The organism is Petrotoga miotherma DSM 10691 (genome assembly GCF_002895605.1).
Taxonomy (GTDB): Bacteria; Thermotogota; Thermotogae; order Petrotogales; family Petrotogaceae; genus Petrotoga; species Petrotoga miotherma.
Genome location: NZ_AZRM01000056.1, coordinates 1 through 20,331, shown reverse-complemented (window position 1 = coordinate 20,331; position 20,331 = coordinate 1). Strand labels below are relative to the sequence as shown.

The window sequence follows — 20,331 nt, the reverse complement described above, 5'->3', positions numbered from 1 at the left end:
ACCATAGAAAATTAGCGTTTAGGGGTAATTAAAGGTAATTAAGTACGATTATAGCCGATTAGAAGGTTGTTTTTCGATTTTGGAATTATACCTCTTACTGGTATAATGTATAGGAATAAAATTTTTCGGCTTATCCAGTATGAGGTTTTTTTCACAAACTATATAAAGTGGAGGGATTGTTGTGAAGAAATTTGTTTCGACTTTTGTTGTTCTTCTAGTAATTTGGCTGTTTTTGACTTCTTTTAACCTTTCTGAATTGATCGTAGGGTTGTTAGTTTCAATTGTTTTAGCAGGAGTCATTTCAGGTCTTGTGGATTATGAATTAGATCTTTCTGTTGTTTACAAACTACCTTTATTTGTGGTTGTATACGTACCTGTTTTTGTGTACAAAATGTTTTTATCAAATATCGATGTTGCAAGGAGGGTTTTGACACCAAAAATACCTTTAAACCCAGGTTTTGTGAAAATCCCTGTTGATTTGAAGGGAAATGTTGGCAAGTTAACTTTAGCTAATTCCATTACTTTAACCCCTGGAACACTAGCAATAGATGCCGATGAAGAAAACCTATACATTCATTGGATAGATATAAAGGGTAAAAACGAAGAAGATTACAAAAAGTACGTGACGGGGACTTTCGAAAAAATTTTGGGGAGGATATACAAATGATCGAAATTATCGTGTTTAGTTTGATTGGAATAGGTGTATTTTTTTCTGTCTTGAGAATGATAATTGGTCCTGAAGTAACCGATAGAATCGTTTCTTTGGATACAATGAACGTTATGATCACAGGAATTATTGTTTTGCTATCACATATTTTTAAAAATGAAATTTATTTGGATATTGCAATAGTTTATGGAGTGCTATCCTTTTTGGAAACGGTTGTTCTTTCAAGATATTTGGAGGCGAAAAAATGAAGGTGATCGGAGATGTTTTAATAATAATCGGAGGAATTTTTTATCTGCTGGGAGGTTTGGGAATATTCAGAATGCCAGATGTTTTCAATAGAATACAGGCGGGCACAAAAGCCACAACTTTAGGTGCTTTCTCTTTAATTTTAGGAGTCGGATTTTTAAACCCTTCATGGTTTTTGAAATCACTAATCTTAGTTGTTTTTATGACCATCACTAATCCCGTTGGGAGTTCCGTTTTAGCTCGCGCCTCCTACTTACATGGTGCAAAAATAGCAAAATTACAAAAAGATGACTTAAAAGGTTTGTATGAAAAAGAGGAGATGAGTCAAGATGATTGAAACAATTGGTGTAATCATTGGTTTTATAATGATCCTCTTCGCTTTGATGGCTATTGAATCGAAAAAGTTGTTAAATTCCATTGTTTTTTTATCTATAACGTCTTTGCTCTCAGTTGTGGAATTCATAATCATGAAAGCTCCAGATGTTGCTATAACTCAAGCTGTTATAGGTTCTGGTTTGATGACCTCGCTCTTCGTATTTACATTGATGACTATGAAGAAGAGTGGTGAGAAATAATGAAGAAATTTATTTCAGTTTTATTAACGTTTGTTGTGGCTTTTTTTATGTTCTCATTACTGTATGATTCACAAAGTTTCTTTCCAAATTATGGTGAGAGAGATTTAAATAACGCCGTTTCACAAGAATACATAGACAAAGATACCGATGAAACCAGGCCTTATCCGGAAACAGGATCGGCTAATATTGTTACTTCTGTAGTTGTTAATTATAGAGGATTTGACACCTTAGGAGAATTAACCGTCCTTTTCATTTCGGCAATGGGGGTAGCCTTGCTTTTAAATGTAGGAAAAGAAAGGATTATCTTTCGAGTAAAACCAAATTTCATTCTCAAAGCTGGTGTTCGAATTATAACAGGCATTATATTGATCGTTGGAATATATATATTCATTCATGGTCATTTAACTCCGGGTGGAGGATTCCCGGGTGGTGCAATGATAGCCTCATCAGTTTTATTGATGTACATAAGCGATGATAAATTTAAAGAGAAGATGAATGCCTTCAACGTACTTGAAGGTGCTTCAGGCGTGCTGATTATAGTCTTGGGTTTAATAGGGCTTTTTGCTTTTAATTCATTTTTATACAACTTTTTGCCTTCGGGTGAGATAGGTCAACTCTTCAGCGCAGGATTAACACCTATATTATACGTGTTGATAGGTTTAAAAGTGGGTTCTGAATTGTCAAATATCATTGGCAACTTTTTAACACAGGGGGGAGAAAAATGATTCAGTATTTATTTTTAGCGCTTCTTTTTGTTGGAATCTACGGCTTACTCTCATCGAAGAATTTGATTAAGATGCTTATTTCACTGAACCTTTTAGAATTAGGTTTGAATTTATTCATTATATCTATTGGATACGTTAAAGGTGGTAACGCACCAATCATAACGCTTGAATCTGTTTCAAATTATGTTGATCCACTTCCTCAAGCATTGGTGTTAACTGCGATTGTTATCGGTTTTGGGACTACCGCTTTAGGCTTGGCTTTTATTAGAAAAGTATACTTTGAAAAAGGGTCTATCGAAATAGATGAAATTAGAGGTGGTTCAGATGATTAATCCAGTACTTTTAATTGTTATCCCTCTACTTTTAGCGTTCGTTGGGGTAATGTTTAAAAACTTTTCTAAATCTCTTTTGTTTTTTGGTTTAGTTTTAAACACCATCTTTGTTTTTTTTGTACAAAAAGGGAGCTACGAGCTTGGAGGCTGGCAGCCACCATTTGGTATCAACTTGTTGGTGGATAATTATTCTTTTTTTGGGATAATATTAATTAATGTTTTGTTTCTCGTTTCTTCTTTGATTGGGATGAAGAAGATTGGAAAGTACTCATTGCCTTTGTTAATATCTTTAGCTGGGCTCAATGGAATGGTGTTAACTAACGATTTATTCAACTTCTACGTGTTCTTTGAAATAGCAACTATTTCAGCTTATATAATATCAACTTTGCATGGAAAGTACCATCATACTTTTAATTATTTGGTTTTAGGTTCTGTAGGATCTAGTTTGTATTTACTTGGAATAATTATAGTATATGCCGTTGTTGGAAGTCTGAATATGTCTGATTTGTCCGTTCACTTCTCAGAACTTTCACAAAATATTCAACTGATAGTTTCTATTTTGATTTTTTCAGGTTTAGCGGTTGAGGCAAAACTTATACCTTTTAATAGTTGGGTTAGAGGTATTTATTCTAATGTAAACACCTTGACTGCCCCATTATTTTCTGCTGTCTATGCATCAACGATTTTTTTGGTATTTGGAAGGTTTTTTTCCAATTTAATTACCGTTAGCGGGCCTTTGTTTAATATATTTATCGCAATTACTTTCATTACCTTTATCTTTGCCGAAACTTCTGCCACCGCTACAAAGAATATGAGAGAAATACTTACTTTCTCAAGTATTGGACAGGCAGGATTAATTACTGGACTATTTTTAATAGGTGGGGGGTACGCAGCTGTTTTACAACTAATAAATAATGCCTTTGCTAAGTTAGTGATGTTTTCTACAGCCGCGAACGTTTATGAGAATAATTCAAGTGATTCTATCGATAAAGCTGCTGGAATATTTAGAAAGTATCCTCTAGTAGGTTTTGGATTTACAGTTTCTGCTTTGTCTTTGATTGGTCTTCCTTTGTTCTACGGTTTTTATGCAAAATTCAACATTATAAACACTGCTTTTAATATCAACTGGATTATTCCATTAGTAATATTGTTGGGAAGTTTGTTGGAAGGTGTTTATTATATAAGAATGCTAGTTAAACTATGGGTACCAGGTGAAGAACACGAGGAAGCAACTGAAAAATTAACAACCAAATTTTCGATGAACAAGCTATTTGTCATAAGTGTCGTAGCGGTAGTTGTTGGGTTCTTATTCATTATGGGAGGAATCTACCCAGAATTATTTGGAGATTTTGTGCAGAACGTATCAACACCTTTGAAGGAATCCTTATCTTATTTGTCAGTGGGAGTGATGTAGATGGCGTTAAACTCTCTGTTAATTACAGGTTTGTTGTTATCGGTTTTGACTTTTTTCTTGACAAAGATAAACAAAAAGTTGGGTAGTTACTTTACCATTTTTTCAACGTTGTTTGTATTGGTATTTTTGTTTGGATATATGAACGATGTTGGAACAGTATTTAACCTTTGGTCTTTTGGAGGATTTTCATTGCAATTGGTGAGTTCTAATTATGGTTGGTTCTTTTCCATAATAATGGTCTTAACTTATTTTCTTGTGTCTTTTTTTAATCCCTATTGGGTAGAAAAAATGGTTAATCCCGCTTCATACAATATGCTCTACGTGTTTTCTGTAGTTTCTACGTTGGGGGTGTTCTTTGCCAAGGATTTCCTTACGTTATTCATATTTTGGGAGATGGTAGTTTGGTCTTCTTTGTTTATAATCCCCCTTGGTAAATCAAGGAAGGCCTCTGTAGTTTATTATGCAATCAGTACGATTGGTTCTTTCTCAATGTTTTTTGCAATAATGTATTTATATTCACTGTTTCAAACCTTTGATATAAAAAGTATTTCACAGAATTTAATTAGCAGTCCCAATACGGCTGTAATGGCTTATTTTGTAATTATTATCGCGGGACTTGCAAAACTAGGAATTTTCCCATTTCACACGTGGCTCCCCATTGCTCATGGGAACGCTCCTCATACCTTTTCCCCGGTTCTTTCGGGAGGATTAGTTAAAATGGGAGCATTTATAGCGTTGTTGGTTAGCGCAATTATTCCTACTTCACAGATCTTTTCTAACCATATTCATATAATCGGGGTCCCTTATGAAAATTATATAATTATGGTTTTAGGTGCAATAAGCATTATAGTTGGAACCCTTATGGCAATAAAACAAGAAGATGCTAAAAGACTGATAGCTTATTCCACCGTTGCAAATGGAGGATACATATTGATCGGTATCTCGCTTTTAGATCAAGTAGGATTCGCGGGTGGAATGATGCATATTTTCAATCATGCAATGGCATCAGCTGCTATGTTTTTAACTATTGGAGCGGTAGCTTATAGAACTGGTACCACAAATATGAGTGAACTGGGTGGGATGATTAAAAAGATGCCTGTAACCTTTGCCGCTTACTTAATTGCCATAATTTCCATTGCCGGGATACCACCCACCAGTGGATTCGCATCAAAGTGGTTGATCTTCCAAGGTTTAGCGAGCGAAGGGCTTATGTTTATAGCTTTTGCCACCTTTTTTGGAAGTATAGGGTCTTTCATGTACGTTTTTAGACCTCTTGCTACTGTATTTTTAGGTCAATTGTCACCTAAGCACAACGATGTGAAAGAAGTCCCCTTTATGATGCAGATTCCGATGCTTGTGATGTCTTTACTGACAATATATTTTGGTGTGTTTCCTTCTCAAATGTTAGGATTTATTTCGAAAATCCAGGCTTCTTTGAATATTGTTCCAATAAGTGTAGAAGGCTCAAAGATATATTCCTTCAGTGGCATGTGGGATTCTTTAGTGATTACAGCCGTCTTCGTAATAGGTTTCATTATAGCCGCATTAATTTTTTACACACATAAAAAGGCTCAGCCCGTTGATCAGATGAACACTTACACTGCTGGCGAATTTATATACGATCCTGAATCTTATCATTACGCCAAAAACTATTACGCCCCTTTTGAAAGATTGTATAAAAATCATCCATCAGTGGAAAAATTTTATGATGCCATAGCTTTAAGAGTAAACGAGTTTGGCCGTCTTGTCAGAAGTTGGTTCTTTTCTTCAAACGCTTCTGTAGGTGTATTTTGGATCTCTGTGATAATAACAATAGCCTTTTTCTGGGGTGATAAAATATGAGTTATTTGATAGCCTTGATGATAGTTTTCATCGGATTTTTATGGCAAGTATCTATTGATGGTATTCAAAGAAAAGTTACGGCTAAAGTTCATAGAAGAGTGGGGCCACCATGGTATCAAACTTTTATGGATATTTTCAAAGCTCTATCAAAATCATCTATAACACATGGTTTTATTTATGATTTTGGTGTGATGATGGCTTTGGGAGGAACGATAGCCACTTTTATGTTTTTACCTTTTGGCAATATCGTGGCTTTTAATGGTCTTGATAATTTCTTTGTAGTTGTCTATTTATTAGCAATAGGTTCTCTTGGGATGGCCATGAGTGCGTCTGGTTCTGGAAACGCCTGGGCAGGAATAGGTATTATGAGGGCGTTGACTCAGATGGTTGCTTATGAAGTCCCATTTATGATAGTTGTATTCGGAATGATACACGTTTATGGTACTTCTTCACTCAGTGAATTGGCACATGTACAACAAATGAATGGGATTCTTGGATGGCATATTTTTACCATGCCCCTAGGAGCTATAGTAGCTTTCATATCCTTACTTGGTATGCTTAACAAAGTTCCATTTGATACCCCCATAGCGCCGACAGAAATAGCCTCTGGGCCTATGGTTGAATATGGAGGAAAACATTTTGGGATGTTGATGTTACAACACGAGTTCGCAACGTTAGTTGAAGTTGGATTGTTCGTGAACCTATTTTTAGGAGGAGGAAATTTAATTGAATACTTAATAAAATACTTTTTTGTTTATACCTTAGTTACACTGATATATGCTGTTTCGGCTCGTTTTAGAATAGAGAATGTTGTAACATTCTTCTATGGAGTTCCGATAGTACTGTCACTTGTTCAAGCTGCGATAGTAATTTTTACAGGACTGGGGGTGAACGTATGACAAATGAAGAGAAAATAGAACAGATGAACATCTTTGAAGAGGATCTAAACGATACTATAACTTTTTGGGAAAAGATAAAGAATATCTTCAGAGGTAAATCTTTATGGATGCTTCATTATTGCACAGGTTGTGGTGCTGTAGAACTTCCTCCAACCATGACGGCCAGATACGACATGGAAAGGTTGGGTATGGGACCAATGGCGACACCACGGCAAGCAGATGTTTTGCTGATAACAGGTTATCTAAGCGTTAAAACTTTAAGAAGAGTTATATACACTTATGAACAAATGATGACTCCAAAATATGTAGTAGGATTTGGGTCTTGTACTTTAAACGGAGGAATATACTATGATTCCTATGCGGTGATCAACAGGTTGGATTATTATATTCCAGTTGATCTGTACCTTGCCGGATGTATGCCAAGACCTGAGGCTATAATGAATACTTTTAAAACACTTGAAAACATGATAACAAAAGGAGAAGCCAATGGATGGAAAAAATATGTTGAGAATTACGATTGGTATCGAAATAACCAAATCCGTTCCTTAGGGGAGGTGTATGTAAAGGATGAATTCCACGAATGATACCAAAGAATTGATAAGCATTCTTGAACAAAGTTTCGATATAAAAGATTTCACTACACCAAAGAAAAATGAAATAAGTATAGTTGTTGATCAAAATAATGTACCGACAATATTAACTTATTTAAAGGACAAAGGTTGGAAACAGTTAAGCTTGGTAACCTGCATTGATTGGATTGAAGAAAACAAATTTGAATTAGCTTATGTTTTGTTCAATTGGACAAATGGAATTACTTTTTTAGTAAAAACGAAGATAGATAGAAAAAATCCAGAGTATATAAGCATCATTGATATTTTTCCTGGAGCCAGATACTATGAAAGGGATATCCACGAATTTTTTGGTGTGAAGTTTGAAGGTAATTCAGATTTTGAAAAACCGTTGTTCTTAGAATTATGGGATGATAAACCACCTATGAGAAAAGATTTTGATCCTTTAGAGTACTCTAAGCGTAAATTTCCTGATAGGAAGTATGATGTGGAACTTTCTAAAAATGCTGTGAAAGAAGTTATAAAAGAAGGTGAAATAAATGAAAGAACTTAAATTATACTTGGGGCCAAATCATCCGGGAATGCATGGGAATTTCAGCGTACATATGTATGTTGATGGAGATACTATCGTCAGGGCGAGGCCTATGCCTGGTATGTTGCATAGAGGATTTGAAAAACTTATGGAAAGAAGACTTTGGATGAATAACCTGGCTCTCATACCAAGGATTTGCGTACCAGAACCTGACATTAATGAGATGGTTTACGCCATGGCGATAGAGGAGTTAACAGGAATTGAAGTCCCTGAAAAAGCCCATTGGATAAGGATGATAATCTTAGAGCTAGCAAGAATTGCAAACCATCTAATGTCCCTAGGAGGAATAGGAGGACCTGTTGGACTTTACACTGGGCCCAATTGGGGACTCGCAGATAGAGATCTTATATTGGATATCTTTCAAGAGATAACTGGGGCAAGAATCTATCATATGTATATAGTGCCAGGTGGTGTAAGAAAGGATTTGAGCGAAGAAACAATTGAAAAGATAAAGAGTTTTCTCGATTACTTAGAAAATAGACTTCCAGAATACGAAGATTTGATTCTCAAGAACTCCCTCTTTCAAAGAAGAACCAAAGATAAGTTGTTGTTACCTGCCGAGGTTGTTTGGGAGTTGGGTGTTACGGGAATCGGTATGAGATCGGCTGTGGGAGAAGCATACGATATTAGAAAAGTAGACCCGTATGCAAGGTATGACCAAGTAGAATTTTATGTCCCAACCGCAAACTACTCAGATGGATATACAAGGGTCTATTTCAAATACCTCGAAACCTTTCAGAGCATAAAAATAATAAGACAGGTACTTGAAAAAATGCCCAAAAAAGGTAAAGTATGGAACAAAATATCTAGTGGAAGTGCCTTAAGATGGCGTGTTCCAAAAGGTCAAGTTTACACTCATATCGAATGTACAAGAGGAGAGTATGGGTATTATATGGTTTCAGAAGGAGAAGATAAGCCTTATAGAGTTGCTGTTAGAGGAGCATCCTATCCACAAGGTTTATTGGGGGTAGAAAAATATTTGCCCGGTACGAGAATAGAGGATGCAGCGCTTTGGATGGAAACAATGGGGGTATGTCCCCCAGAAATAGATAGATAAAAAATAAAGGAAGAGGTGAATATGATGAATACACCTGAAAAAAGTTTTTTTGCTCCAGCAAGGGCCTGGAAATACCTTACTAAAAAGCCTGTTACCGTTCCTATGGAGGATATTTTAATAACACCTCGAGAGGCTTCGGATAGATATAGAGGTTTTCATATAAACGATTGGGAAAAATGTATCGGTTGCGGTACTTGTTCAAAAATATGTCCAACGGATGCTATAACTATGATAGAGTTCGAAGAACTCCCAGATGTAGAAGGTTCTAAACCAGAAAGACCCTCGATAGATTATGGAAGATGCAGCTTTTGTGGTTTGTGTGTGGATATATGTACCACTGGTTCATTACAGATGACCAAAGAATATTTACATATATCTAAAGACCCAAACACCTTCTTTTTTATCCCCACAGAGGAAGGAATCCATGGAATTAAAAAACCTTTAGGTTATGTTAGAGATGAAGATTCAGACTTACTTGACTTAGAAAGAGAAGAAATGGAAATTGATCCACCAGAAATCAGAAAAACCTCATTCATAGAGATGGTTAAAGGATTTTCAAAAGAACAAGCTGTTAGAGAAGCTTCAAGATGTGTGGGATGTAGTATTTGTGAAAAGACATGTCCAGCCCATATGAACATAGCAGATTATATAAAAGATATATATGATGACGATCTTCAAACCGGGTTGAAAGATCTTTATAAAACGAATCCTTTGCCTGCTGTATGTGGAAGAATGTGTACTCACAAATGTGAGACAGTTTGTACCATAGGTCACAGGGGAGAACCAATAGCCATCAGATGGTTGAAAAGATATATAGTGGATAACGTTCCACAGGATAAATATCCAGAAATTTTAGATCAGGAAGTTATAAAAAAGGCTAACGCTAAGGTTGCCATCGTTGGAGCCGGACCTGCCGGACTTTCTGCAGCTTATTTCTTATCTTTAATGGGATATGAAATCACTGTTTATGAGGAAAAGAACAGGCCAGGAGGTGTTCTTAATTACGGAGGACCTTCCTATAGGCTTCCAGACACCGCTTTTGAGCAGGATGTAAATTATATAAAGTCACTGGGAGTGAAGATAATAACGAATACAAAAGTTGGAAAGGATATCACTTTAGAAGAATTAAAAGCAAAAAACGATGTAATATTTGTTTCAACTGGATTCAACAAGGGTAGAAAGCTTCCCATAGAAGGATCTGACCATGAAAAAGTCTTTGACTCTTTAACAATTTTAGAAGAAATGAAAAATTATGTCAGAGGAGAAGGCCCCAAGCCATATATACCTAAATCCCTTGTGGTAATAGGAGGAGGAAATGTTGCCATGGACGTTGCAAGGTCCATGCTCAGACTCCAAAACCTAGAATATAAAAAATCCGAAGTACATGTCCTTAGTTTGGAGAGAAACTTTGATGAGATGCCTGCTGATGAAGATGAAATTGTTGAAGGTAAAGAAGAGGGGGTAATTTTCCATCCAGGATGGGGTCCTGTGAAGGTAATAGTTGAAAATGGAGAATTGAAAGGTGTGTTGTTTAGGAAATGTTTAGAAGTATTCGACGAAAATGGAAGATTCAATCCAAAATACGATGAAAGTAACACTATTACGGTGAATGCGGATATGGTTGTAATGACTGTTGGGCAGGCTCCAGATTACAGCTATCTGCCGGAAGAAATCCAAAAAAACATGAAGATAGAAAGAGGAAGGATAAAAACAAACGAGTACGGTCAAGTGGAAGGAGTACCGTGGTTATTTGCAGGTGGGGATATAGTGCATGGTCCAGATATAATTCATGGAGTTGCAGATGGGCACAAAGCGGCTCAAGGAATAGACCAATATATAATGGACAAACAGCTTTCAAAATAAAAAAATAGAGGGGAGTTTGGTACCTCCCCTCTTTTTAAGATAATAATTGAATTAGAAATAATACTGCAAGTGAAATAAGCCCAGAAATCATAGGGGTTCCTATCCAACCAAAAATTACTTTCATTATTGTGCTCGTATCAAAAGTTCTAGTACCTGTTGCTATTCCAACGCCTACAATAGCTCCTATTGTAGCCTGTGCCGCACTGACGGGGACACCAATTAAAGAGTAGATCCACAGGGTAACCCCTGCCCCTAAAATCGATACGGATGAAGAAAAATGATCCAATTCGACAATCCCTTTTCCTACTGTATACAAAACCTTCTTGTTGGTAGATAAAATTCCAACGGCTATTGATGAACCACCTATAATGAGTAAAAGGCTAGGAGTAAATAAAACGTTTGCAAATACTCCAGTAACGTTTGCAACGTTGTTAGCTCCTAATGAATAGGCACTATAACAAATGGCGATCCATGTTAGTATTTTTAAAAACCTATCTTGGGCTGTAACCCCTAAAAATTTTCTAAATATTAGGGCCAAAAGTCTATATAATATAAAAGCAAAGAGCAAGGCACCAATAGGAGTAAATATCCACGAAACGAAAATTCTTGTTAAAATGGATGAGTTGAAATCTCCTTTTAGAATACTTACACCAATCAGAGCTCCTACAACAGCTTGAGTAGCAGATGCGGGAAGCCCAATCAAACTCATGAACATCATGGTTAAAAAAGCACAAAATAAAGCTAATGACAGTAGTTCAATATTTAAATTTGTCAAAGTCCCCAAGGTATTTAATCCATTTCTACCTCCAACAACAGAACCAACAAAAACAAGAATTGCAGATATTGTAATAGCTTTTTTGTATGGAACCAATCCAGAAGCCACAGCTGGTCCAAATACATTGGAAGAATTGTTGGAGCCTAAGGACCATCCTAACAAAATAGCCGGGATCAAGTAAAATAATATCATATTAAAAATATTCCCCCATTTTAGGAAGATTTTAAAAAATTAAAGCCCATTTTCACCATATTGGCAATCATAGGCTTTTCTCAAAAGAGATTTTTCTATTTTAGCACCTATTTTAACGAATGTCAATTATTAGAAAATCAAAAAACACGAGGAAGTTAATTTAAAAATTATTAATTTATATTTTACAGGGGAAAGATTATCGTATGATATAATAACATTGTATTGGATATTCAATCGTTGAATCATTAAGGGGGAGGACAACTTTTGGACAGTCTTAAAAGAACAGCTGTATTTTTTATTATCTCAATTTTGGCTGTAGTAGCCTTTTCGTCTTATTCTATCGTTGAACATCAAGTTCAAAGCAATGAAACATTGTATAGTATTTCAGTTAAATACAACGTATCAATTTCAACTATTTTGGATTGGAATCCTAATTTATCTCCCAACAATTTAAAAATTGGACAAGTAATATTAATCCCTCAACCAGAAGGGTATCTCTATGAAGTTAAAAAGGGAGATAATCTAACTTATATTGCTAAATTGTTTTTCACAAGCGTTTCTGATATAGTTGAAGCGAACAACCTCGATTCAACAACTATTTTTGTTAATCAAAAGCTTTTTATTCCTAAAAGTGTTGTAGGAAAAGGTTTTAATAATGAAAGGAACATAATCTGGCCGGTTTATGGTACTATTTCTTCCCTTTATGGATGGAGGGTTCATCCTATAACTAAAGAGTATTCTTTTCATAAAGGGATCGATCTTGCAGCACCTACTGGCACACCCGTTTTTTGCGTTGAAGCGGGGAAAGTAAAATTCGTTGGTGTAAACGGCGGATATGGTTTGATGGTTGAAATAGAATCTTCCAAGGATTCTTATGTTTACGGTCATCTCTCTCAAATAAATGTGTATGAAAACCAATATGTCGAAAAAGGCGAAATGATCGCAAGAGTGGGGAATACGGGTCTAAGTACCGGACCTCATCTTCATTTCGAAGTTAAAAAAGCTGATACAAGTTACGACCCCTTGGTATTTCTACCTTCTAGCAATAGAATTTATGTATTGGATAACATAGAAAACGAATATGGCTTAGGTGGAAATTAATTCTAATTCATCAAATTTGACACAGGGTGTTCCATGTTTTATATGTATCTTCTAATATGTATCTCTCTTTAGCTAATGCATAGCTTATTTTGTTTTTTATCACCAATTTGTAACCTTCATTCAAAGATATGAACGATACCTTTCTTAGTTCTTCAATGCCTTCAAAATCCCTGTCATCTCCGGCTGAATCGGAAATAACAAGCGCTTTTCCTATATCTCTCATTTTTTCATAACCGCTCGTGTGATAATATATCGCTTGGTATATATCTTCGTCAATATGGAATTTATTTGCCAAAAATTCTGCGCTTACCTTTCCGTGCAGGAGAATCGGGCGATTTTTATCGAATTTATCGAGTTGAATTTTATAAAACTGGGCCAATTTGATTAACCTGGTTGGATCTACATCTCGAAATAAATCGTGTCCTAACGCGGCGACTTCAACTTTTTCTTCTGGAAGTTTGTGGAGTTGAGCTAATTTTTTTGAGAAATTAACAACGTTGTAGATATGTTCTAATCTTTTTTTAGACTTTATAGTTATTTTTAAATACATCTTTAATTCTTCTATAATGCTGGTTAAATCCAAATTATGTCCTCCTAACTTTGAGGTAATACATTCTTTAGAACTCTAAAACTTTGTGTTGGCGGCCCTTGGCCTCGCTCCCCCCCATAAGAATAAAGCGGTTTCTCCTCCTTTGCCCCGCAGGGGTCCACACTAGGGGAGGCTTCGCCCTGTAACCCTTTAAAAATCTGATTTTAAAAAAATATTTTAAAAGTATATATTGCGGTAATTTAACCATTAAAAAATTGAGTAGTCTTCCTTTTCAATCTCTAAACCATTATTAAGTTCGATGTCATCCTCAATTTGTTCAATAAGATTTAATAAGTAATCTCTACTTTGACTTAACGACGATACGAATATTCCCATGTAATTTTTCGAGTCGTTATAATTTCCTTCTAGAGCAGATACATTGTACTTTTTTCTTAATGAGTTTATCAGTGTTTTCACTACCGATCTTTTGTCTTTCAAAGAACTGATCCCAAACAACCTAATTTTCAATTCTAATTTGATGCAGAACATTTTAATTCCCTCACCATTTTTTGAATTCAATTTTATCTTCTATGTACTCTTCAAAACGAGCTAATACGAATAACAAATCAGATAATCGATTTACATATTTTTTTAAGGGTTCCGATAACTGTTCTTTTTTATCTAAAGAGATTATTCGTCTTTCTGCTCTTCGAGCTATAGTTCTACAAATGTCTAATTTAGCAGATTGCACTGTTCTTCCAGGTATAACGAAACTATTTAAATTCAACCTGTTTTCAAATACATGAACATAGTTGGTAATTTTAAGGACATCTTCTTCTTGAATAGGATATTTATATGTTTTGCTTTTGGAAGCTAACTCTCCGGCTACTTTGAATAAATTATTTTGTACTTCGTTTATTATTTTTTTCACCTCATGAGATTTTAAATAATAATTTGCTTCTGAAAGGAATGAGTTTAATTCATCTATGGTACCGTAAGCTTCAACCCTTATGTCATCTTTTGATACTCTTTCTCCACTCCAAAGAGAAGTTTCGCCCTTATCACCTGTTTTTGTTGAAATGGACACGATATATCTCTCCTTTTTATTATTTAATATATTGTCTAACATTAAGGGGCTTCGCCCCTTAAGAACCCCAAGTTCAAGGTCAAAATCATTTAAAAACATTGTTTGCACACTGCGGCAAACGGGGCTTCGCCCTTTAAGAACCCCAAGTTCGCATAACATCGTTTGCGTAGCAAACGAGATTTTGGAAAACATTTCTAAAGCAACACATCATTTGTTTCACAAATGAGAATATGGAAATTGTTTCTAAGGCATTATAAAGAATCATTTTGCACAAAGCTGCAAAAAAACATCGTTTACACAATGCGGCAAACTTAAAAAACCATTTTGCACAAATCAGCAAAAGCTATTTAAAAATGGGGCATAGCCCCATTTTATTTCTGTAATTCTTCTTCCCTTTTTCTTTCTTCTATTATTTTGTTTTGTATATCAGGGCTTACTTCGGCATAATGGGAAAATTTCATAGTAAAATAACCCTTTCCTGAGGATATAGAACTGAGACGAGGTGAAAAATCCAACATTTCAGCCAATGGGATTTCAGCCACTATCTTATCGTATCCTTTTCCAGCTGATTCCATTCCTAGGGGTCTTCCCCTTTTTGCTGTAACTTCACCGATAACGTCTCCAGTGTTTTCACTGGGTAAGAATATTTCAACATGCATAATTGGTTCTAAAATAACTGGGTTGTCACTTTCCATGGCTATTTTAAATGCGTGCCTTGCAGCTATTTGAAATGAAATGTCTGAAGAGTCAACTTCATGGTAAGAACCATCAAAAAGTGTAACTCTAATATCAACAACTGGAAAACCAGCTAAAACACCTTTTTTGATGGCTTCTCTAATACCTTTGTCTACAGATGGTATGAAATTTTTTGGGATAACACCTCCAACGATTTTATCAACAAATTCATAACCTTTTCCTCTTTCTAGCGGTTCAATTTCTATTTTAACGTGACCGTATTGGCCATGCCCTCCGGTTTGTTTTTTGTGTTTGTATTCGGCCTGTGTTTTACTTCTTATGGTTTCCTTGTAGGCAATTTTTGGTTTTCCTACCTCAAAATCAATACCGAAATTCTTTTTCAATTTTTCTATCATGATTTCTAAGTGAATGGTTCCCATTCCACTTATGACCGTTTCTGCGGTTTCAGAATCGAATTCCCATTTAAATGTTGGGTCTGATTCTGCAATTTTTGCTAACGATTCAGTAATTTTGTCTATTTCATTTTTAGAATTAGGGGCGATGGACTTAGATATCATTGGTTCCGGAAATTCTGGTAATTTTAACCTATTTGAAGTTTCTTCACTGGATGCGGTTTGGTTTATCTTGCTTGATTTCAGTTTAGGTATAACCAAGATATCCCCAACGCCAGCCCTTTCTACTTCTTCATTCTTATCAAATCTAGGTATATTTATATGGGAGATTTTTTCTCTTGTGGATTCTTCAACAATATAGATACTGGAACCTGGTTTTAAAGAACCGCTAATGACTCTCAGATAGGTGAGTTTTCCAACGAATGGATCTACTTCATTTTTAACGATGATACCTACAAATTGATCGTTTTCTTGAGAAGAAATCTCATTCCCTTCTTCATTGTAAAATTTTCTTTCAAGCGGTGTCATTCCGAAACTTATTAAAGCTTTTATCAATTGATCAAAACCAATATTTTTTAAGGCTGATCCAATGAATACAGGAATTATTTTATCTTCATCGTAGGCTTTATGAAGTGAGGAAATCAATTCCTCTTGGCTTAATCCTTCTTCGCCTGATTCAAAATATTTTTCCATTAGTTCTTCGTTAGTTTCAACAATATCTTCTATTATTTCAGAATGGAATCTTTCTAAATAATCTTTAGCGTTATCTGGAATTTCGCTTTGTTTAGAAGATTTGCCTGTTCCTCCTTCATATGTAAATACGTCATTTGATAAAAGATTTATAACACCTTTAAAATCTGGGCCTTCCCCTATGGGAACCTGGAAAGGAACGATTCTTATTTCGTCTTCAAAACTTTCTTTGAGTTCTTGAATTAAGTTTTCAAAGTTAACCCCTTCTTTATCCATTTGGTTTACATAAAATACGATAGGTTTATTTAATTCTCTTGCCATATTCCAAATTCTTTCTGTTGTGACTTCCACACCAGCAGAAGCGTTTATTACAATAACTACGTTGTCCACAGCGTTTAAAGCTATTTGTATATCTCCTATAAAGTCTAAAGATCCCGGTGTATCAAAAAAGTAGATCCTTGAATCATCTAAATCGAACGAGAAAATGTGGTTGGAAAAGGTTGCTCCCTTTTCTTTTTCAACTGGATCCTTGTCTAAATGTCTTTGACCTATTCTATCAGTTAAACCAAGATTTACGAGGACATCGTCCATAAGGGTAGTTTTACCGCATCCATGATGTCCAAAGAATCCTACGATCCTCTTTTTTTCAGCGTTGTATTCACTCAATGTTACCCCTCCATTCTTAATCTATTTCTTAACTACGGGATTTTTTCATAAACACTTAAAAGTACCGGAATATAATTACGTGTTTTTTCGTTTTTGAAATTTTGTATCTTTCCCTCGTAATAAACTATCGAAGAACTACCACCATCTAGCATCATTGCGACTTCAAACTCACCAATTTTAAAGAGCAGGTTTCTTGTTTCATCGTATGTAAGACCGGTTTCTGAATTATTGAGGCCTTCAATGACCATTAAATTGATATTCTGATCTTTATCTATCGCTACCACGGTTCTGGGAGCTTTACCATAAATTATTCCATTGGAGTAACTTTTTTTCTCGGCATCTAATTGTTCTTGAGTATATTTGGAATGTATTAATATGGGCCCTCCCTCTAAAAGTAAAACAGGATCGATTGATAAATTTTCGCTTTTATTAAGCGTAAAATCAACTTTTGTTCCCAAAGATATATCTTCCAGGTATTTTTCGTATTTTTTATCTACAAGTATTAATTTTTCCCCTTCAGAAGGAGCTGTTTTGCTTTTTGATATAATTCGATTATTTTCATCGATTAAGAAAAAAACATAATCCTCTTCTGTTTCAGTTATGGTTCCTTTATAATGATGAGTATATAATTTAACGTCTCCTTTCCACGTAGAATTAATGGATTTTATCCAAAAAAGTAGGTTATCAATATTTATTTGGTATTCTAGTTTAATATAGTCGATGTCTAGAAAATTTGTTCCTATAATTAATGCAGGCCGTGAATAAGAGCTCAAATGTAATAGGGTGCTATCGGATATTATATTCCCCACTGGTTCTAAGGTTTGAGGGTCAAAAAAAGAAGCGTTAACGGAAAAGATAGGATTTTTATCTTTTAAAAATGAATACACATCGGAGCGTGTTCCTAAATTATTCAGATCAACTTTTATTTGATATCTTTTTGGATCAACGATTAATTGGTAAATTTTTAACCTTTGTCCGTTTAATTCCTCGGTTCTTTCAATGTACTGAAGGCCTGTATTTTCAGATATGGTTTTATCCATATCCGTATCATGGTTCGTCGAAATAGCTTTTTCATCGATAATAATAGATAAATTTTTTCCATTTAAATTAACTTCATAGTTGAAATCACTCTTGAACTTTAAATAAGCAGTATTGTTTGAGTATGAATAGTCGAGGTTATTTGGAATACTTTCCATCGGGGCAACAGGCTTTATGCTTAATAGGTAATCTCCATCTTTTGTTATTTTCGTTAAAGTGATCGAATTGTCTGAAAGATATGAATTAAATCCAATTTCGATTTCACTTGTACTCGCATTACAGGTGGTTATTTTAGGAATTTCTGAATAGAAGAAAATAGTGTCAATATCTTTAAAACTGTTCAACTGTAAGAATATAGATAAGACATCTTCCCTTATGTATACATTTTCATCAATAATAAGTACGGAATTATTGTATTTGTCTATAAAATTTATTTTGGAGTAATAATCGTTCAAACTAATTTCTAAAACATTTTTATTGTATATTATATACATTATTCTGGAAGTGCGATTCATTACCATATTATCATATTTGGAAAGATGCTCAACATTAATATAAAAATAATCTTGATTTTTGATAGCTTCCATACTGAGAGGAGAGTTTTTTTGAGATATAAAAATAGCTTCTTCAGAAAATAAATTTATTGCTATAATTATTAGAAAGAAGAGAAAGATAAGCTTTTTCATCAATGATCCTCCGGTTGTTTGACTTTATTTAGCGCCCCTTCACCCGAGCGTTAAGGGGCAAGCCCCTTAAAAACCCCACAATCAAAATCAAAGTTTATTATAAAAAAGTTTTTTGCACAATGCTGCAAAAAAACATAGTTTGCATACTGCATCAAACACTGCCCACCCATAAGGAAGAGGGGTTTGTCCATTTACTCGGATCCGCATCCATATTAACTTTTTTCATCAGAAAACAAAACATCAAAAATTACATTTTTATTTATATTTTTAGGTCTTTCTTTGCTAATGTTGTAAGCCTCATTTAAAAGTTTTAGAGAGGCATCAACGTCACTCTTTTCGCTGATAAACAACTTGGCTATTGTCTCTCCTACTTCAACTTTATCTCCAAGCTTTTTATTAATTGTTAATCCAACACTTTTATCGATAGTATCTTCTTTTTTTTGCCTACCCGCACCTAATACCATAGAAGCTAAACCTATTTTTTCAGTGTCAATAACGGTTATGTAACCTTGCTCCTTTGCCTTGAACTCTAAAGTTTTTGGTGCTATATTAAGATATTTACTAGGATCATCAACTACTTCTTCTTTTCCGCCCTGCGCTTTTATCCATTCTTTCATTTTTTCTTTTACTATGCCATTTTCTATGTTTTCTATTAATTTTTTCTTCGCTTCTTCATAGGTTATTATACCAGATAAAGAAGCCATATGAGAAGAGATCTCTAAACATAACTCAGAAAAATCTTTAGGCCCTTTTCCTTTTATCGTATCTATTGCCTCCATTACTTCCAATGCATTACCAACGTTTTCTCCTAAAGGTTGATCCATATTGGTAATTAAGGCTATAGTATTTTTATTGTATCTTTCTGCAATCTTTAGCATGATTCTACCCAACTCTTTGGCATCTTCTATATTTTTCATGAACGCCCCTGAACCCACTTTGATATCCAATAGAATTCCGTCACTAGTTATGGCGAGCTTTTTACTCATTATACTGGAAGCTATTAAGGATAGTTCTTCAACAGTTGCGGTAGAATCTCTTAAAGAATACAACTTTTTATCTGCAGGGGCTATATTTCCAGTCTGTCCGGAGACAACAATCCCTACATTGTTCGCTATTTCAAAGAATTCTTGAGTAGTTAGAGAGGTTTTAAAACCAGGAATAGATTCAAGTTTGTCTATGGTCCCTCCGGTGTGCCCTAAGGATCTGCCTGATAATTTGGCTATTTTAACACCTAGCGAGGCAACCATAGGCGCTATTGCTATTGTTGTTTTGTCTCCAACGCCTCCCGTAGAGTGCTTGTCAATTTTTTTACCTGTAATCTTTGATAAGTCTATAATATCTCCGCTTTTAAGCATTACATCCGTAAGATTATAACTTTCTTCCTCTGATAAATGATGGAAGAATATCGCCATTAACCAGGAAGAAACTTGATAATCTGGAATAAGGTTTTCTAAATAACCTTTGATCATAAATTCTATTTCTTCTCTTGTATTTTCTTTAGCATCTCTTTTGTTTTTAATTATATCATATGCTCTCAATTTTAAGCCTCCTAAGGAAATTGTGTCAGCGCCCTGTAACCCTTTGAAAATCTAAATCTAATTTTTAAAAATTACTTTATTTCTAAAGTGTCTATTTAAAATTATTGTTTTTAGAGACTCTAAAACCTGTTTCAGCGCCCCTTCGCCCCGCTCCCCACCC

Annotated in this window: 21 protein-coding genes; 14 read left to right on the top strand and 7 right to left on the bottom strand. The window is 34.9% G+C overall.

Going from position 1 to position 20,331, the window contains the following annotated elements:
* Positions 1-181: 181 nt before the first annotated feature.
* The 13 genes from X928_RS08905 to X928_RS08845 are packed head-to-tail and all read left to right on the top strand — an operon-like array spanning position 182 to position 10,781.
* Positions 182-667 (top strand): Na+/H+ antiporter subunit E, encoded by a 486-nt coding sequence (locus X928_RS08905; protein WP_103079415.1) that lies wholly within the window; start codon positions 182-184, stop codon positions 665-667.
* Positions 664-915, top strand: coding sequence for a monovalent cation/H+ antiporter complex subunit F (locus X928_RS08900; protein WP_103079414.1), 252 nt, complete (start codon positions 664-666; stop codon positions 913-915). The genes X928_RS08905 and X928_RS08900 overlap by 4 nt, the downstream gene beginning before the upstream one ends.
* Positions 912-1,250, top strand: a complete 339-nt coding sequence (gene mnhG, locus X928_RS08895) for a monovalent cation/H(+) antiporter subunit G (protein ID WP_103079413.1) — start codon at positions 912-914, stop codon at positions 1,248-1,250. The genes X928_RS08900 and mnhG overlap by 4 nt, the downstream gene beginning before the upstream one ends.
* Complete coding sequence (locus X928_RS08890) at positions 1,243-1,488, top strand: Na(+)/H(+) antiporter subunit B (RefSeq protein ID WP_103077342.1); 246 nt, start codon at positions 1,243-1,245, stop codon at positions 1,486-1,488. The genes mnhG and X928_RS08890 overlap by 8 nt, the downstream gene beginning before the upstream one ends.
* A complete protein-coding gene (locus X928_RS08885) occupies positions 1,488-2,213 on the top strand; it encodes a Na(+)/H(+) antiporter subunit B (protein ID WP_103079412.1) in 726 nt (241 codons plus the stop codon). The genes X928_RS08890 and X928_RS08885 overlap by 1 nt, the downstream gene beginning before the upstream one ends.
* Positions 2,210-2,545 carry a sodium:proton antiporter gene (locus tag X928_RS08880; RefSeq protein WP_103079411.1) on the top strand — a complete coding sequence of 112 codons (336 nt, stop codon included), beginning with the start codon at positions 2,210-2,212 and terminating at the stop codon, positions 2,543-2,545. The genes X928_RS08885 and X928_RS08880 overlap by 4 nt, the downstream gene beginning before the upstream one ends.
* Positions 2,538-3,959, top strand: coding sequence for a complex I subunit 5 family protein (locus X928_RS08875; protein ID WP_103079410.1), 1,422 nt, complete (start codon positions 2,538-2,540; stop codon positions 3,957-3,959). The genes X928_RS08880 and X928_RS08875 overlap by 8 nt, the downstream gene beginning before the upstream one ends.
* Positions 3,960-5,801 (top strand): proton-conducting transporter transmembrane domain-containing protein, encoded by a 1,842-nt coding sequence (locus tag X928_RS08870; protein WP_103079409.1) that lies wholly within the window; start codon positions 3,960-3,962, stop codon positions 5,799-5,801.
* On the top strand, positions 5,798-6,700 hold the full coding sequence (locus X928_RS08865) for a respiratory chain complex I subunit 1 family protein (RefSeq protein ID WP_103079408.1): 903 nt from the start codon (positions 5,798-5,800) through the stop codon (positions 6,698-6,700). Before X928_RS08870 ends, X928_RS08865 begins: the two co-directional genes overlap by 4 nt.
* 23 nt (positions 6,701-6,723) lie before the next feature.
* Positions 6,724-7,284 carry an NADH-quinone oxidoreductase subunit NuoB gene (locus X928_RS08860; RefSeq protein WP_103079445.1) on the top strand — a complete coding sequence of 187 codons (561 nt, stop codon included), beginning with the start codon at positions 6,724-6,726 and terminating at the stop codon, positions 7,282-7,284.
* Positions 7,268-7,822: an NADH-quinone oxidoreductase subunit C gene (locus tag X928_RS08855; protein ID WP_103079407.1), complete on the top strand. Its 555-nt coding sequence runs from the start codon at positions 7,268-7,270 to the stop codon at positions 7,820-7,822. Before X928_RS08860 ends, X928_RS08855 begins: the two co-directional genes overlap by 17 nt.
* Positions 7,809-8,918, top strand: coding sequence for an NADH-quinone oxidoreductase subunit D (locus tag X928_RS08850; protein WP_103079406.1), 1,110 nt, complete (start codon positions 7,809-7,811; stop codon positions 8,916-8,918). Before X928_RS08855 ends, X928_RS08850 begins: the two co-directional genes overlap by 14 nt.
* A gap of 24 nt (positions 8,919-8,942) precedes the next feature.
* On the top strand, positions 8,943-10,781 hold the full coding sequence (locus tag X928_RS08845; protein ID WP_103079405.1) for an FAD-dependent oxidoreductase: 1,839 nt from the start codon (positions 8,943-8,945) through the stop codon (positions 10,779-10,781).
* A 34-nt stretch (positions 10,782-10,815) separates the two neighbouring features.
* Here the strand turns inward: X928_RS08845 and X928_RS08840 are convergent, their stop codons facing one another.
* Positions 10,816-11,748 carry an inorganic phosphate transporter gene (locus tag X928_RS08840; protein ID WP_103079404.1) on the bottom strand — a complete coding sequence of 311 codons (933 nt, stop codon included), beginning with the start codon at positions 11,746-11,748 and terminating at the stop codon, positions 10,816-10,818.
* A gap of 264 nt (positions 11,749-12,012) precedes the next feature.
* On the opposite strand from X928_RS08840, the gene X928_RS08835 reads away from it, so the two are divergent.
* Entirely contained in the window at positions 12,013-12,849 is an 837-nt protein-coding gene (locus tag X928_RS08835) for a M23 family metallopeptidase (RefSeq protein WP_103079403.1), read from the top strand.
* A gap of 10 nt (positions 12,850-12,859) precedes the next feature.
* On the opposite strand, the gene yqeK is transcribed toward X928_RS08835, so the two are convergent.
* The 6 genes from yqeK to X928_RS08800 all read right to left on the bottom strand — a co-directional run bounded on the left by yqeK (position 12,860) and on the right by X928_RS08800 (position 20,171).
* The gene (gene yqeK, locus X928_RS08830) at positions 12,860-13,432 is read right to left on the bottom strand and encodes a bis(5'-nucleosyl)-tetraphosphatase (symmetrical) YqeK (protein WP_103079402.1); all 573 of its coding nucleotides are present in this window, start codon (positions 13,430-13,432) and stop codon (positions 12,860-12,862) included.
* A gap of 213 nt (positions 13,433-13,645) precedes the next feature.
* On the bottom strand, positions 13,646-13,927 hold the full coding sequence (locus X928_RS08820; protein WP_103079444.1) for a DUF503 domain-containing protein: 282 nt from the start codon (positions 13,925-13,927) through the stop codon (positions 13,646-13,648).
* A 10-nt stretch (positions 13,928-13,937) separates the two neighbouring features.
* Positions 13,938-14,465, bottom strand: a complete 528-nt coding sequence (locus tag X928_RS08815) for a cob(I)yrinic acid a,c-diamide adenosyltransferase (protein ID WP_169926369.1) — start codon at positions 14,463-14,465, stop codon at positions 13,938-13,940.
* Positions 14,466-14,836: 371 nt separating this feature from the next.
* Positions 14,837-16,909 carry an elongation factor G gene (fusA, locus tag X928_RS08810; protein WP_103079400.1) on the bottom strand — a complete coding sequence of 691 codons (2,073 nt, stop codon included), beginning with the start codon at positions 16,907-16,909 and terminating at the stop codon, positions 14,837-14,839.
* 32 nt (positions 16,910-16,941) lie between these two features.
* A complete protein-coding gene (locus X928_RS08805; RefSeq protein WP_103079399.1) occupies positions 16,942-18,633 on the bottom strand; it encodes a phosphodiester glycosidase family protein in 1,692 nt (563 codons plus the stop codon).
* Between the two features lie 212 nt (positions 18,634-18,845).
* A complete protein-coding gene (locus X928_RS08800) occupies positions 18,846-20,171 on the bottom strand; it encodes a thymidine phosphorylase (protein WP_103079398.1) in 1,326 nt (441 codons plus the stop codon).
* Positions 20,172-20,331: the final 160 nt, after the last annotated feature.